Origin of the sequence: Streptomyces sp. NPDC006134 (assembly GCF_040628835.1) — a bacterium.
Lineage (GTDB): Bacteria > Actinomycetota > Actinomycetes > Streptomycetales > Streptomycetaceae > Streptomyces.
In genome coordinates, this window is sequence record NZ_JBEXTV010000025.1 from 1 (window position 1) to 17,445 (window position 17,445).

Annotated in this window: 16 protein-coding genes and 1 CRISPR repeat array; of the genes, 8 read left to right on the forward strand and 8 right to left on the reverse strand. The window is 72.7% G+C overall.

Going from position 1 to position 17,445, the window contains the following annotated elements:
• The 4 genes from ABZ340_RS18115 to ABZ340_RS18130 form a co-directional block, all read left to right on the forward strand.
• A partial coding sequence (locus tag ABZ340_RS18115) for a type I-E CRISPR-associated endoribonuclease Cas2 (RefSeq protein WP_358782757.1) occupies nt 1–231 on the forward strand: 231 nt, incomplete at its 5' end.
• A 92-nt stretch (nt 232–323) separates the two neighbouring features.
• Nucleotides 324–1,328: a CRISPR direct-repeat array (repeat unit 29 nt; unit sequence CTGCTCCCCGCACCCGCGGGGATGGTCCC).
• A gap of 392 nt (nt 1,329–1,720) precedes the next feature.
• Nucleotides 1,721–2,461, forward strand: coding sequence for an alpha/beta hydrolase (locus ABZ340_RS18120; protein ID WP_358782758.1), 741 nt, complete (start codon nt 1,721–1,723; stop codon nt 2,459–2,461).
• A 276-nt stretch (nt 2,462–2,737) separates the two neighbouring features.
• Nucleotides 2,738–3,193, forward strand: a complete 456-nt coding sequence (locus tag ABZ340_RS18125; protein ID WP_358782759.1) for a hypothetical protein — start codon at nt 2,738–2,740, stop codon at nt 3,191–3,193.
• Nucleotides 3,194–3,427: 234 nt separating this feature from the next.
• Nucleotides 3,428–4,099, forward strand: coding sequence for a transposase family protein (locus ABZ340_RS18130; protein WP_358782760.1), 672 nt, complete (start codon nt 3,428–3,430; stop codon nt 4,097–4,099).
• Nucleotides 4,100–4,292: 193 nt separating this feature from the next.
• Here ABZ340_RS18130 and ABZ340_RS18135 read toward each other — a convergent pair whose 3' ends face one another.
• From ABZ340_RS18135 to ABZ340_RS18165, 7 genes are all read right to left on the reverse strand, one after another.
• A complete protein-coding gene (locus ABZ340_RS18135) occupies nt 4,293–5,252 on the reverse strand; it encodes a transposase (RefSeq protein WP_358782761.1) in 960 nt (319 codons plus the stop codon).
• Between the two features lie 99 nt (nt 5,253–5,351).
• Nucleotides 5,352–5,681 carry a transposase domain-containing protein gene (locus ABZ340_RS18140; protein WP_358782762.1) on the reverse strand — a complete coding sequence of 110 codons (330 nt, stop codon included), beginning with the start codon at nt 5,679–5,681 and terminating at the stop codon, nt 5,352–5,354.
• A gap of 118 nt (nt 5,682–5,799) precedes the next feature.
• Nucleotides 5,800–6,516, reverse strand: coding sequence for a respiratory nitrate reductase subunit gamma (gene narI, locus ABZ340_RS18145; protein ID WP_358782763.1), 717 nt, complete (start codon nt 6,514–6,516; stop codon nt 5,800–5,802).
• Nucleotides 6,513–7,007 carry a nitrate reductase molybdenum cofactor assembly chaperone gene (narJ, locus tag ABZ340_RS18150; protein WP_358782764.1) on the reverse strand — a complete coding sequence of 165 codons (495 nt, stop codon included), beginning with the start codon at nt 7,005–7,007 and terminating at the stop codon, nt 6,513–6,515. Before narJ ends, narI begins: the two co-directional genes overlap by 4 nt.
• Nucleotides 7,007–8,602, reverse strand: a complete 1,596-nt coding sequence (gene narH, locus ABZ340_RS18155) for a nitrate reductase subunit beta (protein WP_358782765.1) — start codon at nt 8,600–8,602, stop codon at nt 7,007–7,009. The genes narJ and narH overlap by 1 nt, the downstream gene beginning before the upstream one ends.
• Complete coding sequence (locus ABZ340_RS18160) at nt 8,602–12,297, reverse strand: nitrate reductase subunit alpha (RefSeq protein ID WP_358782766.1); 3,696 nt, start codon at nt 12,295–12,297, stop codon at nt 8,602–8,604. Before ABZ340_RS18160 ends, narH begins: the two co-directional genes overlap by 1 nt.
• Nucleotides 12,298–12,539: 242 nt before the next feature.
• A complete protein-coding gene (locus tag ABZ340_RS18165; RefSeq protein WP_358782767.1) occupies nt 12,540–13,355 on the reverse strand; it encodes an SAM-dependent methyltransferase in 816 nt (271 codons plus the stop codon).
• 486 nt (nt 13,356–13,841) lie between these two features.
• Here ABZ340_RS18165 and ABZ340_RS18170 point away from each other — a divergent pair, with 486 nt between their 5' ends.
• Complete coding sequence (locus ABZ340_RS18170) at nt 13,842–14,267, forward strand: hypothetical protein (RefSeq protein ID WP_358782768.1); 426 nt, start codon at nt 13,842–13,844, stop codon at nt 14,265–14,267.
• On the opposite strand, the gene ABZ340_RS18175 is transcribed toward ABZ340_RS18170, so the two are convergent.
• Entirely contained in the window at nt 14,249–15,079 is an 831-nt protein-coding gene (locus ABZ340_RS18175; protein ID WP_358782769.1) for a helix-turn-helix transcriptional regulator, read from the reverse strand. The genes ABZ340_RS18170 and ABZ340_RS18175 overlap by 19 nt on opposite strands.
• 29 nt (nt 15,080–15,108) lie before the next feature.
• On the opposite strand from ABZ340_RS18175, the gene ABZ340_RS18180 reads away from it, so the two are divergent.
• The 3 genes from ABZ340_RS18180 to ABZ340_RS18190 all read left to right on the forward strand — a co-directional run bounded on the left by ABZ340_RS18180 (nt 15,109) and on the right by ABZ340_RS18190 (nt 17,443).
• Entirely contained in the window at nt 15,109–16,209 is a 1,101-nt protein-coding gene (locus tag ABZ340_RS18180; protein ID WP_358782770.1) for an ADP-ribosylglycohydrolase family protein, read from the forward strand.
• Nucleotides 16,210–16,355: 146 nt separating this feature from the next.
• Nucleotides 16,356–16,661 carry a 4a-hydroxytetrahydrobiopterin dehydratase gene (locus ABZ340_RS18185; RefSeq protein WP_358782771.1) on the forward strand — a complete coding sequence of 102 codons (306 nt, stop codon included), beginning with the start codon at nt 16,356–16,358 and terminating at the stop codon, nt 16,659–16,661.
• Nucleotides 16,662–16,666: 5 nt separating this feature from the next.
• Complete coding sequence (locus ABZ340_RS18190) at nt 16,667–17,443, forward strand: class I SAM-dependent methyltransferase (RefSeq protein ID WP_358782772.1); 777 nt, start codon at nt 16,667–16,669, stop codon at nt 17,441–17,443.
• The last annotated feature ends 2 nt before the right edge of the window (nt 17,444–17,445 follow it).

Genomic DNA, 17,445 nt, shown 5'->3' on the forward strand with positions numbered 1-17,445 from the left:
GTCCAGCAGTACGCGGGACAAGGCCGCGCCCTGCTGGCCCACACCACGAACAACGAGCAGGGCTTCACCTTCCGCACCCACGACCACGCCTGGCACCCGATCGACCACGAGGGCGTCACCCTGATCCGCCGCCCCGACCCCAACGCACCCGCCCCCGGTCCAGCTCCCCGTAACGGGCCACCATCCGGCTGGAGCAGAGCCGCCAAACGCCGACGCTTCGGGAGGAACTGATGTGTATCAAGTCCTTTATCTCCCGTTTGCCGGAATCGGAGAAAGTGCTCGGAAACCGGCTCCAGCGCCAGTAAAACCGCAGGTCATCCAGCCTGCTCCCCGCACCCGCGGGGATGGTCCCGCGAGCGGCGACATTCAGCAGCTCAGCCGGATCTGCTCCCCGCACCCGCGGGGATGGTCCCGCGACTTCGTCGACGACCCCGATGGACAGCAGCTGCTCCCCGCACCCGCGGGGATGGTCCCCTGTGTGCGGCGTGTGGCGTGGAGCGCGGCGACTGCTCCCCGCACCCGCGGGGATGGTCCTAGGACTTGAGCCGGCGGACGCCGGGGACAGGGCTGCTCCCCGCACCCGCGGGGATGGTCCCACCGTCCCGATCACGGCTGACAGCGACGAGGTCTGCTCCCCGCACCCGCGGGGATGGTCCCCAGCGCGGCCACGGCGAGACCACCGAGGACCGCTGCTCCCCGCACCCGCGGGGATGGTCCCATCTCGCTGACCGGGTTCAGGGTGAACGATCCCTGCTCCCCGCACCCGCGGGGATGGTCCCTTCCGGCACTCGTTGGCCGCACGCTGGGCCCGCTGCTCCCCGCACCCGCGGGGATGGTCCCGCGGCCAGCCGCGCCCCGCGCACCGCGTCCGACTGCTCCCCGCACCCGCGGGGATGGTCCCCCGATGGCCACCTACGGACTGCGGGGCTGCCACTGCTCCCCGCACCCGCGGGGATGGTCCCCAGGTTTACGGCACCGCCCCGACGACGCTTCCCTGCTCCCCGCACCCGCGGGGATGGTCCCGCCGTGACGCACGCCGGACTCACGGAAGGCTGCTGCTCCCCGCACCCGCGGGGATGGTCCCGCGTCTGCCGTCGGTGGCAGAGCTGGGCCGCGCTGCTCCCCGCACCCGCGGGGATGGTCCCGCGACCCGCGCGTTCCAGCGCGCCCAGGGCTGCTGCTCCCCGCACCCGCGGGGATGGTCCCGCGCCGAGCGGCCACGCCGCGCCGGGGGAGTGCTGCTCCCCGCACCCGCGGGGATGGTCCCACGATCGACGACACGCTGATCGTCTCCCGTACCTGCTCCCCGCACCCGCGGGGATGGTCCCCAGTGGGCCTCCGCCAACTTGAAGTCACAGGTCAAAGGGTTGGTGTGACCGGTGCTCAGGGTGCTCACGCTGGTCGTGGGCGGCTGTCTGCGCAGTAGATCGTCCGTCAGCGGTTGGTTGGCGGTTTTTCGGTGCTCGAATCGGTGGCGGACGTGCGCTTCCCGACCAGTGACAGGCGTGACTCCGACGCCGTGGTGCTCGGCCACAGAGCCTCCGGAAAAACCCGTTGGCGGAACCACGGCAGCCACTGCTACGTTTCCGGAGGCCGTGCAAGAGAGCGAGGAGGTGGTACCCGTGAACGCAGTATCGACATGGGTGCTCCCCTCCGGGGTCACGGTCGGACGGTAGGTCGTCCGGGAGCGCCGTTCAGTGCACTCCCGAAAGGCACGACCATGCATTTCACTTCCGAACAGCGTCTCGACGACGGTGTCCTCGAGTGCGAATTCACCCTCGGCGAGATCCCCGGCATCCTGTGGACGCCCGCATCCGCATCCACATCCGCACCGGCGCCGCTGATCCTGCTCAGCCCCCCTCCTCTCGGGCTGCGCAAGACGTACCCCCGGCTGGTGGCCCGAGCCCGGCACTCCGCGGCGGACGGCTTCGCCACGGCCACCATCGAGCTCCCCGGAAGCGGCGACCGGCCCCGCCTGCCCGCCGCCGAGCAGGCCCTCGCCGACCTGCACCGGGCTATGGAGGCCGGCGAGCCGGTCAGCGACGAGATCATCGACGCCCTCATCCTCCCCCTGGTCGACAAGGCGGTCCCGGAATGGCAGGCCGCCCTGGACGCCCTCCTGTCACTGCCCGAGATCGGCGGCCCGGTCGGGTACTCGGGGGGAGTGATCTCCATCGGGACCCGGCTGGCGGTGGTCGAGCCGCGCATCTCGGCCGCTGTTCTGTTCGCCGGGAGTTTCGTCCCTCGCTCCATGTTCGAGGAGGCCCGCCAGGTCACCATCCCTCTGCACGTCCTGCTGCAGTGGGACGACGAAGGGAACGACCGGCAGGCGGCCCTGGACCTGTTCGACGCCTTCGGCTCCAAGGAGAAGACGCTGCACGCCAATATGGGCGGGCACACCGGCGTCCCGCAGTTCGCGGCGGACGCAGCGGCCCAGTTCTTCACCCGACACCTGAAGTGACGCCGGGCCGTCAGGCCACCAGCAGACGGTAGCCGTGTTGGTCAGGATGCTGCTCATCCAGGGACAGGTCCCAGCCCTCCTCGGCTCTCCACACCATGGGCCCCTGCCAGAGTCTTGGCAGGGGCCCATGCTGCCCGAAGCCATGAATTGCTCGACGTCTGCAGAGCTTCGAGTGCTGCCCAAACTCGTGTACAGGTGCCGTCGGCTCGTGAACAAAGCCACTCGAGCACACCCTTTTCCGGAAAACCCCCATCAACGGGCTTCTACGATCTGTGCATGCTGGATCCCGAGCTGCTGGAACGGATCACCGCGCGGCGCGCGGAACTGGACGAACTCGAAGAACGGCTGGCCAAGGAGTTGGCGGAGGTGCGGGCTGAGCGGGATGAGCTCGCTGTCGCCGAACGGGTCCTTGAGCGGGTGTCCGGGCAGCTCGCCGAGGAACGCTCCTCGGACCTGCCGACGCCCAGACAGGTGGCCGGACGAGCGGTGATGCTGATCCCGCACCGCGAACCGGGTGTGGAGGAGAGCACGCTGCCGCCGGACTATCAGCGCATTCTCATCGTTGCGCGGCAGGCCGCGGGACCGGTCATGGCCCGCGAGGTCGGCGAGGCGGTGGGCGTCGACATCAGTGTGCGGGCCAAGCTGGAACCGCTACGCGGCAAGCTGGTCAGACTCGTCGATCGCGGCTGGCTGCGGAAACTTCCCGACGGCCGGTTCACCTCGCGCCTGTGACTAGGGGCACCGCCGCCCGGAGCGGTGCGGCACGGGCGTAACCAGGGCACCCTCGGCGGCCGTTGGAATTGACTGACGAATACCAAGAAGCACGCCGAGGACACCTGCCCGCTTGTCTGCCAGTGCCGTCTGTCGCTGTCCACGCGCACCGTCAACCACCTCGCCGATCTGCTCAGGCGCCATCTGAAGGCGATCAGGTCCCGGTGGCGGATCCTGCCACCGGGGAAGATCGCGGTGATCGTCCTGGCTGTACTGCGCCACGACGAACGCCTGGCCGACATGGCCGGCGGCAACGACATGTCCGAGTCCACCGTCCGACGCTGGCGGGACGAGCTGATCGCCCTGCTTGCCGCCCAGGCGCCGCGCCTGGACCGCGCCCTGAAGAAGGTCGTCAAGCAGGGCGGGGAGGTGGTTCTGATCGACGGCATCCTCATCCGCACCCAGCGCCGCACCGGACCGGCCGACCGGCGCAACCACTCCGGCAAGCACCGCAGCCACGGCCTGCACTTCCTCGCCCTGACCGACGAGAACGGCCGCCTGATCCGGATATCCGCCGCCCGGCCCGGCCGCACCCACGACAACACCGCCGCCTGCCACGACCACATCCTGGCCCACCTACGCGCCGCCGGCCTCGGCGCTCTGGCCGACCTCGGCTTCCGCGGCCTGGACAACGACATCCACGACACCGTGATCGTCACCGGCTACACCGCCAGCCGCACCCACAAACTCACCGCTGGTCAGAAGGAAGCCAACCGCGTCCTCGCCGTCGGACGCGCACCGGTCGAGCACGGCTTCGCCCACCTCAAGAACTGGCGGATCCTCACCAAACTCCGTACCGATCCCGCCCACGCCACCCGACTCCTGCGTGCTCTGCTCGTCCTGACGAACCTCGAAGTCGACCGCTGACGGACGATCTTGTCCGCAGACTTCCGCGCGCGACCAGCACGAGCACCACGAGGGCCGATCACACCAGCTCCTTGACCTGTGACTTCAAGTTGGCGGAGGCCCAGTCCATCCGCTGTTACAACGAGCGTCGCGACTGCTCCCCGCACCCGCGGGGACGGTCCCGGCATCGCGGGCTAGTCCCGGTGCCGTGTAGTTAAAGTCTCGGTCGGGCTGTCGGGGGTCTGGTGTGGTCGGGATGTCGATGCTGGTGGTGGCCTTGTAACCGGTCCGGTCGGCGGTGCCTTTGGCGTGGTACTTGGAGATCGTGCGTTTGACGACGCGGGGCCGGGTGCGGATGCCGGTGGTCGGGCATGAGGTCCGCGGGGATGCGGTGGCCGATGGTGCCGACGAGGTCGGTGGCAGTGTCGGCGATGACACCCGCGGCCTGGAGGCCAGGTCGCGGGCAGTGTTCAGGGTGATGGCGAAGCCGGCCCGGTCGGGGTCGATGCCGGTAGGGCTGCCGGTGGCGTCCGCCATGGCCAGCCGCAGGGCCTGGTAGGTGACCGGCAGCGCGCACACCTCCTGGTCGATGCCGGCCGAGGGCGCAGGCGCGCAGGACCCGGCCGCCCGGGAGCGCCCGGGAGGGGGACTTGATTTCCAGGTAAGCGGTCTCGATCTTCCAGCGCTGGTGGCAGAGCGTGATCAGGTCGTCGGCCGGGTGGGTGCGGTGGCCGGTCGGCGTGGTGACCTGGCGGTAGCCGACGGTGTTGCGGCCCGCGCCGGTGGCCACTGTGGTCTCGCAGTCGATGACGCGAACGGGGACCGTGCCGCATATCGAAAGAAAGGAGCCGTCGGGAAGGCGGCGCAGGACGGGAAGCCGGTGGCTGTTCTTCACCCGGCCCAGCACCTGCGCGCCGGTACGGGCGAGGGAGGTCACCAGCGCCTGGGCGGTGAAGTCGCGGTCCAGCAGGACGATCATGTCCTCGTGCAGGCTCCGCAACAGGCGCGGGGCACAGGCCCTCTCACCGGTGCCGGCCGGTCCGGAGACCGCGTCCGGAAGGGTTCGGGTGCCGCAGGAGACCAGGACCGGCAGCCGCAGGGCCGGATATCCGGCGCCGTCGTTGTTGCAGCGGTGCTCGGTGAACACGGCCGGGTCCGCTTCGCCGTCGGGCACCGCCGCCGGCGTGCCGTCGACCGCACGGACCAGCAGCCCCCGCCACCACACGCCGACCGTGCCGACACCCGCGGCCGGACCGCGCAGCAGATCGTACGGTCACCGCAGCGGTACGGCGCCCACCCGTCGGCGGGCCTGCATCGGCGCGCCGTCCGTCGGGTCCGCGGTGGGCAGCCCTTCAAGGTCTGCCGTCAGCCGCCGCCCCATCTGCCGCCGGCCCAACCGCGGGAACAGGCACCCGGCCAGCAGCAGATGCACCACCACCCGGGAGGGCAGATCCCTCACCCGTGCCTGCACCCTGCCGGTCTGGGCCAGCGCCTCATCGACCATCCCGAACGGAACGATCCAGGGCAGCTCACCGAGAGGGCCGGGCGCGAACGCCCCTACGGCAACGACAACCTCACGGAAGACGGCAGACTCGGTGCCCACGGAGCTCCTTGCCGAACAGTGATCCTGGTCGACACGGTTCCAGCAGGTACTCCGTTCCTGTTCAGGCCACTTGACACACTCGCCCCGCACCTGACCACACGGCATGGGTGCCAGGGATTCACACCCGCTCCCATCCCCGTCGCTCCGGGCGCGGGCCCAGCTGCCGGGGGTCGCGCGAGCGGTACACGACGTACGGGCGGACCAGGTACTGCACCGGCGCGCTGAACATGTGCACCAGCCGCGTGTACGGCACCAGCGCGATCAGCACCATGCCGGCCACCGCGTGCACCTGGTACAGCACCGGCACGCCCTCCATCAGGGCCGTGTCCGGGCTGAGCGTGAACAGGCTGCGCGACCAGGGCGCGATGGTGTGCCGGTAGTCGTAGCCGGTGCCGGAGGAGTGGGCGAGCTTGGCCACCATGCCCAGCACGATCGACGCCAGCAGGAACACGTACATGAGCTTGTCGTTGGCGGTGGTCGCGCGGAACACGGGCGCGTTGGTGCGGCGCCGGTAGATCAGCAGCGCGATCCCGGCGACCGTCAGCACCCCGGCCGCGGTGCCGCCGATCAGGGAGAACAGGTGGTAGGCGCGCTCGTTCACGCCGATCGCGTCCGTCCACGACTCCGGCACGAACAGGCCGATCAGATGGCCGACGAGGACGAAGAGGATGCCGTAGTGGAAGACGGGCGAGGCGATGTTCAGCAGCTTCGACTCGTACACCTGGGAGGAGCGGGTCGTCCAGCCGAACCGGTCGTAGCGGTGCCGCCAGACCAGTCCGGCGACGAGCAGCACGAACGCGGCGTACGGCAGCACGCCCCAGAGGAAGACGGTCATGGGCGGGCTCCGGCGGGTGCGGGCGGAAGGGTGGCGCAGACGGCGTCCAGGACGCGTGCGTACGGCGTGCCGAACTCGGCCAGCCGGGACCGGAGCTGCTCCAGGGCGTCGCGGTGCTCGACGAGCGGGTCGATGTTGCCGGTGCGGGCGGCGAACTCCAGCACGGCGGGCAGGAAGTCGGGCAGTTCCTCGCCGGTGCACTCCAGGCCGTGGGCGCGGTACAGCTCCTTGAACCGCACCAGCGACAGCCCGCGGCGCCGCGTGTCGCCGTCCCGCCACCAGCTCAGGTACAGGCTGTGCCGGTTCTTCAGGTCGAAGACCCGCACGTAGTGCGCCTCCAGCTCGACCGGATCCGTCACGGCCGCGTGGTCGGTGAACTCCCGCAGCTGCGGGGCCGCCTCCCGCAGCAGCGGCAGCCGGGCGCGGAACTCCTCGTCGGGGTAGGTCAGGCAGAGCGCCGCCGCCTGGTACAGCACCTCGAAACCGGGCATCACACCTCCCGCTCGTCGTCCGCGGTCTGCCGGCGGCGCAGGATGTGGAAGTTCTCCACCGGCACCAGCGGCAGCCGCCTGCGCCCCGAGTCCCGCCCGAACGGGCCGTCGCCGCCCATGCCGGGCCCGCCGTCGTGGTCCAGGCTGCACGCGTCCGGCAGGGCCGATTCCTCCAGGCGCCGCGCGTCCCCGACGGCCGCCGTCGGGATCACGTACCGCTCCTCGTACTTGGCGATCGCCAGCAGCCGGTACATCTCCTCGATCTCCCGCGGGTCCATGCCGACGGCCGCGGCGACCGCCGGGTCGGGTTCCTCGCCGAGGTTGACCGCCCGCATGTGCGAGCGCATCGCGGCCAGCTTCTCCAGCGAGGCCCGCACCGGGCCGGTGTCCCCGGCGGTGAACAGCTCCGCCAGGTACTCCAGCGGGATGCGCAGGGTGTCGATCGCGCCGAACAGGTTGTCCGCGTCCTCCCCGTCGTGCCCGGTCTCCGTCAGCGCGTCCACCACCGGCGACAGCGGCGGGATGTACCAGACCATCGGCATCGTCCGGTACTCCGGGTGCAGCGGCAGCGCCACCCGGTACCGGCTGACCAGCGCGTGCACGGGGGAGCGCCGGGCCGCCTCCAGCCAGTCGTACGGGATGCCCGCCGCCTCCGCCGCCCGCCGCACCTCGGGGTCGTGCGGGTCGAGGAAGACGCCGAGCTGGGCCTCGTACAGGCCCCGCTCGTCCGGGGTGGAGGCCGCAGCCGCCACCTTGTCGGCGTCGTACAGCACCACGCCCAGGTAGCGCAGCCGGCCCACGCACGTCTCCGAGCAGATCGTCGGCAGCCCGGCCTCGATACGCGGGAAGCAGAAGGTGCACTTCTCGGCCTTGCCGGTGCGGTGGTTGAAGTACACCTTCTTGTACGGGCAGCCGGTCACGCACATCCGCCAGCCCCGGCAGCGGTCCTGGTCGACGAGGACGACGCCGTCCTCGCTGCGCTTGTACATCGCGCCGGACGGGCAGGACGCCACGCAGGACGGGTTCAGGCAGTGCTCGCAGATGCGCGGCAGGTAGAACATGAACGTCTGCTCGTAGGCGAACCGCACCTTGTCCGCGGCCTGCCGGCGGACACGTTCCACCATCGGGTCCAGGCCGCCGTGGGCGGGGGCGCCGCCGAGGTTGTCGTCCCAGTTGGCCGACCACTCGATCTTCATGGGCTTGCCGTCGAGCTGGGAGACGGGCCGGGCGACGGGGTAGTCGGTGCCCAGCGGGGCGTCGGTGAGGTTCTTGTAGTCGTAGGTCCAGGGCTCGTAGTAGTCCTTGATCTCGGGGAGTTTCGGGTTGGAGAAGATCCCGGCGAGCTTCTTCAGCCGGCCGCCCGCCTTGAGCTTCAGCGCGCCGCGCCGGTTCAGCTCCCAGCCGCCGCGCCACCTGTCCTGGTCCTCGTAGCGGCGGGGGTAGCCCTGGCCGGGGCGGGTCTCGACGTTGTTGAACCAGACGTACTCCATGCCGCGCCGGTTGGTCCACGCCTGTTTGCAGGTGACCGAGCAGGTGTGGCAGCCGATGCACTTGTCGAGGTTCATCACCATCGCGATCTGGGCCATGGGGCGCATCAGTACTCGACCTCCTGGCCGCGGCGGCGGATCACGGTGACCTCGTCGCGCTGGTTGCCCGTCGGGCCCAGGTAGTTGAACGCCCAGGAGAGCTGGGCGTAGCCGCCGACGAGATGGGTGGGTTTGAGCAGCAGGCGGGTGAGGGAGTTGTGGATGCCGCCGCGCAGGCCGGTGGTCTCCGCCAGCGGGACGTTCACCGTGCGGTCCTGGGCGTGGTGCATGTAGACCGTGCCGGGCGGCATGCGGTGCGAGACGATCGCGCGGGCCACGACCACGCCGTTGCGGTTGACGGCCTCCACCCAGTCGTCGTCGGCCACGCCGATCGCGTCGGCGTCCTGCGGCGCCATCCAGATGCTCTGGCCGCCGCGCGACAGCGACAGCATGAACAGGTTGTCCTGGTACTCGGAGTGGATGGACCACTTGTTGTGCGGGGTGAGGTAGCGGACCGTCACCTCGCGTGTCCCGTCCGGGCCGAGGCGGGGCTCGCCGAAGAGGCGGTTCATGTCCAGCGGCGGCCGGTACACCGGCAGCGCCTCGCCCAGTTCGTGCATCCAGTCGTGGTCGAGGAAGAAGTGCTGGCGGCCTGTGAGGGTGTGCCAGGGCTTGAGGTGCTCGGTGTTCAGCGTGAACGCGGTGTAGCGGCGCCCGCCCGCCTCGCTGCCCGACCACTCCGGCGAGGTGATCACCGGGACGGGCGCGGACTGCGTGTCCGCGTAGGTGATCCGCTTGCCCTCGTGCTCGGCGGCCAGATGGGCCATCTCCCGCCCGGTCTTCGCCTCCAGCGTGCGGAACCCCTGCACAGCCAGGCGCCCGTTGGTGGTGCCGGAGAGGGCGAGGATGGTGTTCGCCATCTTCACTGCGGTGTCCAGGGACGGGCGCCCGTCGGCGGGGCCGCCGCGCACGGTCCCGTTCGACTGCCGCAGCCGCTCCACCTCCTCGTCCGGCCGCAGGGTGATGCCCTTGGCGGGCAGCCCCTTGCCCTCCGCCAGCGGGCCCAGCGCCGCGAACTTCGCGCCGATCGCCGTGTAGTCCCGCTCCACGACCGTGAGGTTCGGCAGGGTCCTGCCCGGCTCCGGATCGCACTCCCCGCGCTTCCAGTCCCGTACGACACCGCCCGGCTGGGCCGTCTCACCGGGGGTGTCGTGCTGGAGCGGGGCGGCCACCAGGTCCTTGCGCACGCCCAGGTGCCCGGCGGCCAGCTCGCTCAGCTTCTCCGCCAGCGCCTTGAACGTGTCGAAGTCGGTGCGCGCCTGCCACGGCGGGTCGACGGCCGGGGTGAAGGCGTGCACGTAGGGGTGCATGTCCGTGCTGGACAGGTCGTGCTTCTCGTACCAGGTCGCGGCGGGCAGCACCACGTCCGACAGCAGCGTGGAGGAGGTGTGCCGGAAGTCCAGCGACAGCAGCAGGTCGAGCTTGCCCTCGGGCGCCTCCCGGTGCCAGACGACGTCCCGGGGCCGCTCGCCGGGCGCCGCCTCCTCGGCCCGCAGCGAGGAGTGGGTGCCCAGCAGGTGCCGGGTGAAGTACTCGGCGCCCTTGGCGGAGGAGCCGAGCAGGTTGGCCCGCCACAGGGTCAGGATCCGCGGCCAGTTCTCCGGCGTGTCCGGGTCCTCGCAGGCGAACTTCAGCGTGCCCGCGCGCAGTTCGGCCACCGCCCGCGCCACCGGGTCGCCGAACGCCTCGCCCAGCTCCAGCGGATTGCGGTCGAAGGTCGGGTACGACGGCATCCACCCGCAGCGCGCCGACAGGGCCAGGCAGTCCGCCGCCGTCATCCCCGCCAGCCGCCCCTCGCCCAGCGGCGAGGCCAGGACGTCGGCGCCGAACCGGTCGTAGCGCCACTGGTCGGTGTGGAGGAACCAGTACGCGGTGCCGATCATCTGGCGCGGCGGGCGCGACCAGTCCGACGCGGCGGCCAGCGAGGCCCAGCCGGTCGACGGGCGGCACTTCTCCTGGCCCACGTAGTGCGCCCAGCCGCCGCCGTTGCGGCCCTGGCAGCCGGTGAGCTGGAGCAGGGCGAGGAAGGCGCGGTAGATCGTCTCTGAGTGGAACCAGTGGTTCGCCCCCGCCCCCATGATGATCATGCAGCGGCCCTTCGACCGCTCGGCGGTCCGCGCGAACTCGCGGGCGACGCGCACACAGGCCGCCGCCGGGACGGAGGTGTGCGTCTGCTGCCAGGCCGGGGTGCCGGGCGCGTCCGCGTCCTCGTAGGAGCGGGGCCAGTCGCCCGGCAGGCCGGGGCGGCCGACCCCGTACTGGGCCAGCAGCAGGTCGAACACGGTCGTCACCAACGGTCCGTCCGGCCCGCCGAGCCGCACCGCAGGCACCCCCCGCCGGACGACGTCGCCGCGGCCCTGCCCGTGCGGGCCGCCCTCGGTGTCGAAGCGGGGCAGCAGCACCTCCACGGCCGCGGCCTCCTCGTGGCCGCGCAGGCTCAGCCTCGGGCGCACGTCGCCCAGGTCGAGGTTCCACCGGCCCCGGTCCGCCTCGTTCCAGCGGAAGCCCAGCGAGCCGTTGGGCACCACGGCCCGCCCGCTCGCCTCGTCCAGCACGACCGTCTTCCACAGCGCGTCCTCGCCCTCCCGCCCCAGGTCGGCGGCGCGCAGGAACTTCGCCGGGACGTGGCCCCCGTCCCGCTCGGCCAGCGTCACCAGGAACGGCAGGTCGGTGAAGCGCCGCACGTAGTCCGTGAAGAACGGGGTCTCCCGGTCGACGAAGAACTCCTTGAGGATCACGTGCCCCATGGCGATCGCGAGCGCCCCGTCCGTGCCGGGGTGCGGATGCAGCCACTGGTCGGCGAACTTGGCGTTGTCGGCGTAGTCGGGCGCCACGACCACGACCTTCTGGCCCCGGTAGCGGGCCTCCGCCATCCAGTGCGCGTCCGGCGTGCGGGTCACCGGGACGTTCGACCCCCACATGATCAGATAGGCCGCGTCCCACCAGTCGCCCGACTCGGGGACGTCCGTCTGGTCGCCGAACACCTGCGGCGAGGCCACCGGCAGATCGGCGTACCAGTCGTAGAACGACAGCATCGGGGCGCCGATCAGCGAGTGGAAGCGGGCGCCCGCCGCGTGCGACACCATCGACATCGCGGGGATCGGCGAGAACCCCGCGATGCGGTCGGGGCCGTACGCCTTGATGGTGTGGACGTGGGCCGCCGCGACCAGCTCCACCGCCTCGTCCCAGGTCGCCCGCACCAGGCCGCCCTTGCCGCGCGCCCGCTGGTAGCGGCGCCGCCGCTCCGGGTCGCCCTGGATGTCCGCCCAGGCCAGCACCGGGTCCTTCAGGCGGGCCTTCGCCTCCCGGTACAGCTCCAGCAGCACGCCCCGCACGTACGGGTAGCGCACCCGGGTCGGCGAGTAGGTGTACCAGGAGAAGGCGGCGCCCCGGGGGCAGCCGCGCGGCTCGTACTCGGGACGGTCCGGGCCGACCGACGGGTAGTCCGTCGCCTGCGCCTCCCAGGTGATGATCCCGTCCTTGACGTACACCTGCCAGCGGCACGAGCCGGTGCAGTTCACGCCATGCGTGGAGGTCACCACCTTGTCGTGGCTCCACCGTTCCCGGTAGAAGGCGTCCGACTCGCGGCCGCCCACCAGGCCGATGCTGTGCAGGTCGGGGGAGGGCGTGCCGGGGCGCAGGAAGCGCCCGGCGCGCAGCAGTGCCGCGCCGGGCTCGGCGGGCGGTGTCCGCGTGTCCGTCACGTGCGCTGCTCCCTTGCTCGCCCTGGGCACCCCGGGTCTTCGAACCTAGGGGCGGGCGCGGAAGCGCACCTGTTCGCGGCGCCCGTACGGGTCAGGGCGCCGCGGGGCAGGGGTGGTGCGGGGGGTGAGGGCCGCAGCGGGGTGGTGCGGGGCGGGGCGGATTCCAGGGGCGCCGGTCGCCGTGGGCCCGGGGCCGGCCGCGGGTTTCAGGGCCGGCCGTGGGTCTCGGGTCCGGCCGCGGATCAGGGCTTGCGGGCGACCCCGGCGTACACCGGCACGATGCCCTCCGCCTGCGCCGCCACGTCCTCCGGCTCCGGCCGCCACCCCGTCACCGGGATGACACCCGGGCCGAGCAGCTCCAGACCGTCGAAGAACCGCGCGAACGCGGCGAGCGGGCGGGGGAAGAACGGGGTGCCGCCACGCGCGAACAGGGCGGCGGCCTTCTCCACCGCCTCCGGGTTCAGGTCGGCGGTGACCTGCGACAGGATCAGGTGACTGCCCGGGGCGAGGGCGTCGACGTACCGCTTCAGCAGGCCGTACACGTCGTCGCCGTCGGCCGCGTCGTCCAGGTAGTGCGTCAGGGCCACCAGCGACAGGGCGACGGGCCGGGACAGGTCCAGGGAGGCCGCCGCCAGCCGCAGGATCCGGTCGGGGTCGCGGACGTCGGCGTGGACGTAGTCGGTCGCGCCCTCGTCCGTGCCGCGCAGCAGCGCCTCGGCGTGCCGCAGGACGATCGGGTCGTTGTCGGCGTACACCACTCTCGCCTCCGGGGCGATCCGCTGCGCCACCTGGTGCAGGTTGGGCTCGGTGGGGATGCCGGTGCCGATGTCCAGGAACTGGCGGACCCCGGCCTCGGCGACCGTACGGACCGCCCGGTGCATGAACCGGCGGTTGGCGCGCGCCCCGCGCACCGCCGTGCTGTCCGCGGCGAGGATGCGGCGGGCCAGCTCCTCGTCCACCGGGTAGTTGTCCTTGCCGCCCAGCCACCAGTCGTAGACGCGGGCCGGATGCGGCCGGCTGGTGTCGATCGGGGCGGACACGGCGTCGGATGCGGTCATGCGGTGCGTTCTCCTCGGGATCGGGCGCGCGGCCGTCGCCGTGCGCGGGGGGCGGTGCGGGTACGGGAGGTGGTCCCCGTACGGGTGCGGGTGCGGGTGCGGGCGCGGAGGGTGGTGCGGTACGTGCCCGGCGCGCGGGCCGGTACGCCGCGGGCCGGCGCGGCGAGGGCTGTCACGGCGCGGACCGACGCGGCGCGGGCCGGTGAGGCGAGGGCCGTCATGCTCCCGGCACGGCCTGCCGGACCGGCCCCCCGGTGGGCGCGGCGCCCGTCGCTCCCGCACGCCACGCCTCCCCGGCACACCGAAGACGCCCGCAGTCTGCCATGTTTCCGCCGGCCCTTCCCCGGCCTCCCATGACCTCGCGGGTAATCGACCGGACCGCGCCACCGCGGGATCGTGGAGACATCGGGTACCGGGCCGGCGCACTCCGGCCCGGCACCCGGGTTCCCGCTGCCGTACCCCGACCCCGACGGAGGATGATTCGTCATGTCCGCGACCCAGCTCGCCGCGCTCGCCCGGACCACCGAACCGCAGTCGATGCTCCGCCGGTTCCTGGCCCTGGACGCCGTGGTGACCGGCGCCAACGCGCTCGCCTACCTCGCCTTCCCCGGCCCGCTCGGGCGCCTGCTCGGCGTCGGCTCCGGTCTGCTGACGGCACTCGGCGCCTTCCTCCTGGTGTTCGTCGCAGCGGTGGGATGGCTCGCCGGCCGGGCCCGCCCGGCGGCGCTGCCGGTGCGGGCCGTGGTGGAGCTCAACCTCGCCTGGGCGGCGCTGAGTTTCGTCGCCCTCGTCGTATGGCTCACGCCCACCATGGCCGGAGCGGTCTGGGGAGTGCTCCAGGCGGTCACCGTGAGCGGCTTCGCGCTGCTCCAGTACGGATCGCTGAAGGAATGTCAGGACACCAGCGTCTGAAGGTACTTCACCGTCGCCGGGTCGGCCGGGAGCAGCGTCTCGATGGCCAGCTCGGCGACGGTCACGTCCATCGGCGTGTTGAACGTGGAGATCGACGAGATGAAGGACAGCGTCCGGCCCCCGTGCTCCACCTGCATCGGCAGCGCGAAGTACGGCACCGGCTCGGCCGGTTCCCCGCCGGGCGCGTCGTCGGGCACCGGATACGCCGCGACCTCCTCGTACAGCGCCCGCAGCGGCTCGGAGCGGTGCAGGGCGATCTGCCGCTCCATCTGCGCCAGCAGGTGGCCGCGCCACTCGCGCAGGTTGCGGATGCGCGGCGCCAGCCCCTCCGGGTGCAGCGTCAGGCGCATCGCGTTCAGCGGCGGCCGGAGCAGGTGCTCCGGGAGACCGTCCATCAGCATCGCCACGCCCCGGTTGGCGGCCAGCACGTCGTACGTGGCGTCGACCACCAGGGCGGGGTAGGGCTCGTAGCCGGTGATCAGCCGCTCCATGCCGGCGCGCAGCGCGTCCAGCGCCGGGTCGTCCAGCGGGGTCTCCGGGTAGTGCGGGGCGTAACCGGCCGCCAGCAGCAGCGCGTTGCGCTCCCGCACCGGCACGTCCAGGTGCTCGGCCAGCCGCAGCACCATCTCCTCGCTCGGCCGGGAGCGGCCCGTCTCGATGAAGCTGATGTGCCGGGCGGAGGAACCGGCGCGCAGCGCCAGCTCCAGCTGGCTGATCCGCCGCCGTTCCCGCCAGCCCCGCAGCAACGGGCCGGCCCCCTTGCCGGCGGGGGCGGCGTGCGGCGCGGCGGTACCGATCGCGACAATGGTCATGCGTACGACCGTAGTCGAGGAGCCCCCGCATGAACGAGCCGTGGCAGCAGTCCCTTTCACCGTCCCTCACGGCACACGCCGTGTACCGTGCCCGCGTGCGCGGCTGCCTGCTGGGCGGGGCGCTCGGCGACGCCCTCGGCTACCCCGTGGAGTTCTCCTCCCTCGACCGCATCCGCGCCGCGCACGGCCCGCGCGGCGTCACCGGTCTCGTCGCGGGCGGCGACGGCGTGCCCGGCCGCATCAGCGACGACACCCAGATGACCCTGTTCACCGTCGAGGCCCTGACCCAGGCGTACCAGCGGGAACGGCTCAAGGGCATCGGCGGCGGCGCGCCCCGCCTGGTCCGCTGGGCCTACGAGCGCTGGCTCCAGACCCAGCGCGCACCCGCCCCCGACCCGGAGTTCGCCCGCACCCACCCCGGGCCCGCCGGCGGCCTGGTCACCGAGGCCTGGCTGTACTCCCGCCGCGCCCCCGGCAACGCCTGCCTGTCCGGCCTCGCCACCGACTTCGTGCCGGACCCGGCGGCCCCGCTCGGCCCGCCCGGACCGGTCAACCCCGACTCCAAGGGCTGCGGCGCGGTCATGCGCTCGGCGCCCTTCGGTCTGACCGGCGCCGATGCCGGCCGGGCCTTCGGCCTGGCCGCCCGCTGCGCCCAGACCACCCACGGCCACCCCACCGGCTACTACGCGGCCGGCGCGCTCGCCGCGCTCGTGGCGTACCTCCTCGCCGGGGAGTCCGTCGAGGGCGCCGTCCTGCGCACCCTGCGCCTGCTCGCCGCCCACCCGGGTCACGAGGAGACCTCCGCCGCGCTGGAACGGGCCCTGGACCTGGCCGCCGAGGGCGACCCGAGCGCCGAGAAGGCCGAGCGGCTCGGCGCCGGCTGGATCGCCGAGGAGGCCCTCGCCCTCGGCGTCTACGCCGCCCTGGCCGCGCCCCGCCCCGAGGACGCGCTGCTGCTCGCGGTCAACCACTCCGGCGACAGCGACTCCACCGGCTCCGTCTGCGGCAACATCGTCGGCGCCCGGTACGGCGACGTCGGCCTGCCGCACGCCTGGGTGGAGCAGGTCGAGGGCCGCGACCGGATCGCCGCGCTGGCGGACGACTTCGCGGCGGAGTGCGCCCGCCGCTGAGCCTCCCCGGCCGGCGCGGCGGCACCCGGGTTCCCCCTCCCGCCCGGCGCGGCGGCACCCGGCCCCCTGACCTCTGACCAGGGCCGCAGGCCCGCTCCTGTGGCAGGCTGGACGGGTACGCGACCCCGCCGAAAGGAGCGCGGCCCATGCCCGCCGAACCGCTGTCGCAGAAGGAGATCGAGGACCGGCTCGCCGAGCTGCCGGGCTGGTCGCTCGACGGGGACCGCCTCACCCGCACCTACCGCCTCGCCTCCCACCCCGCGGCGACGGCGATGGTCGTCCACATCGCGCAGGTCCAGGAGGAGCTCGACCACCACTCCGACCTCACCCTCGGCTACAACACCGTCTCCCTGAGCGTGCACACGCACAGCGCGGGCGGCGCCGTCACCGATAAGGACTTCCAACTCGCCCGTAAAGTAGAGGACTTGGCGCCCGGACACGGTGCACACTGAGGCGCGTGCTGGACTACGACAAGGAAGCGGACCGGTACGACGCCCTACGCGGCGGCGAACCCCGGGCGGCCGCCGCCGCGCACGCCGTCCTCGGCCTCGTACCGCACGGCACGCGCAGCCTCCTCGACCTCGCCTGCGGCACCGGCATCGTCACCCGGCGGCTGGCCGCCGCGCGGGAGGGCCTGCGGGTGACCGGCGTCGACCTCGCGCCCGCCATGGTCCGCCACGCCGCCGCCCGCCTGCCCGGCGCCGTCGTCCGCGCCGACAGCCGCCGGCTGCCCTTCGCGGACGGACGGTTCGACGCCGTCACCACCGTCTGGCTGCTGCACCTCCTCGGCAGCGCCGACGACGTGCGCACCGTCGTCGGCGAGTGCGCCCGCGTGCTGCGCCCGGGCGGGGTCTACGTCACCACCGTCGACAAGGCCGCCGCCCACAACGTCGGCAGCGACATCGACGCCGTCCTCGCCGACCGCCCGCCCAGCCCGGCCCGGGACGCCGCGGCGACGGTCGAGGCATGCGCCCGCGCCCACGGCCTGCTCCCCGCGGGCCAGGCCCGCTTCACCGGCCTCGGCCAGGGCCGCAGCCCGCGCCGCACCATCGCCGACCTGCGCCGCGGCTGGTTCGTCACGCTGCCGCCGGACACCCCCCTCGCCGAGCGGTTCGCCGCCCGCCTCGCGGCCCTGCCCGACCAGGACCGCCCCCGGCCCGACCCCGTCTTCACCCTCCGGGCGTTCCGGAAGCCGCCGGACCCGGCCGCCTTCCCCGCTCCGCGCATTCCCTGATC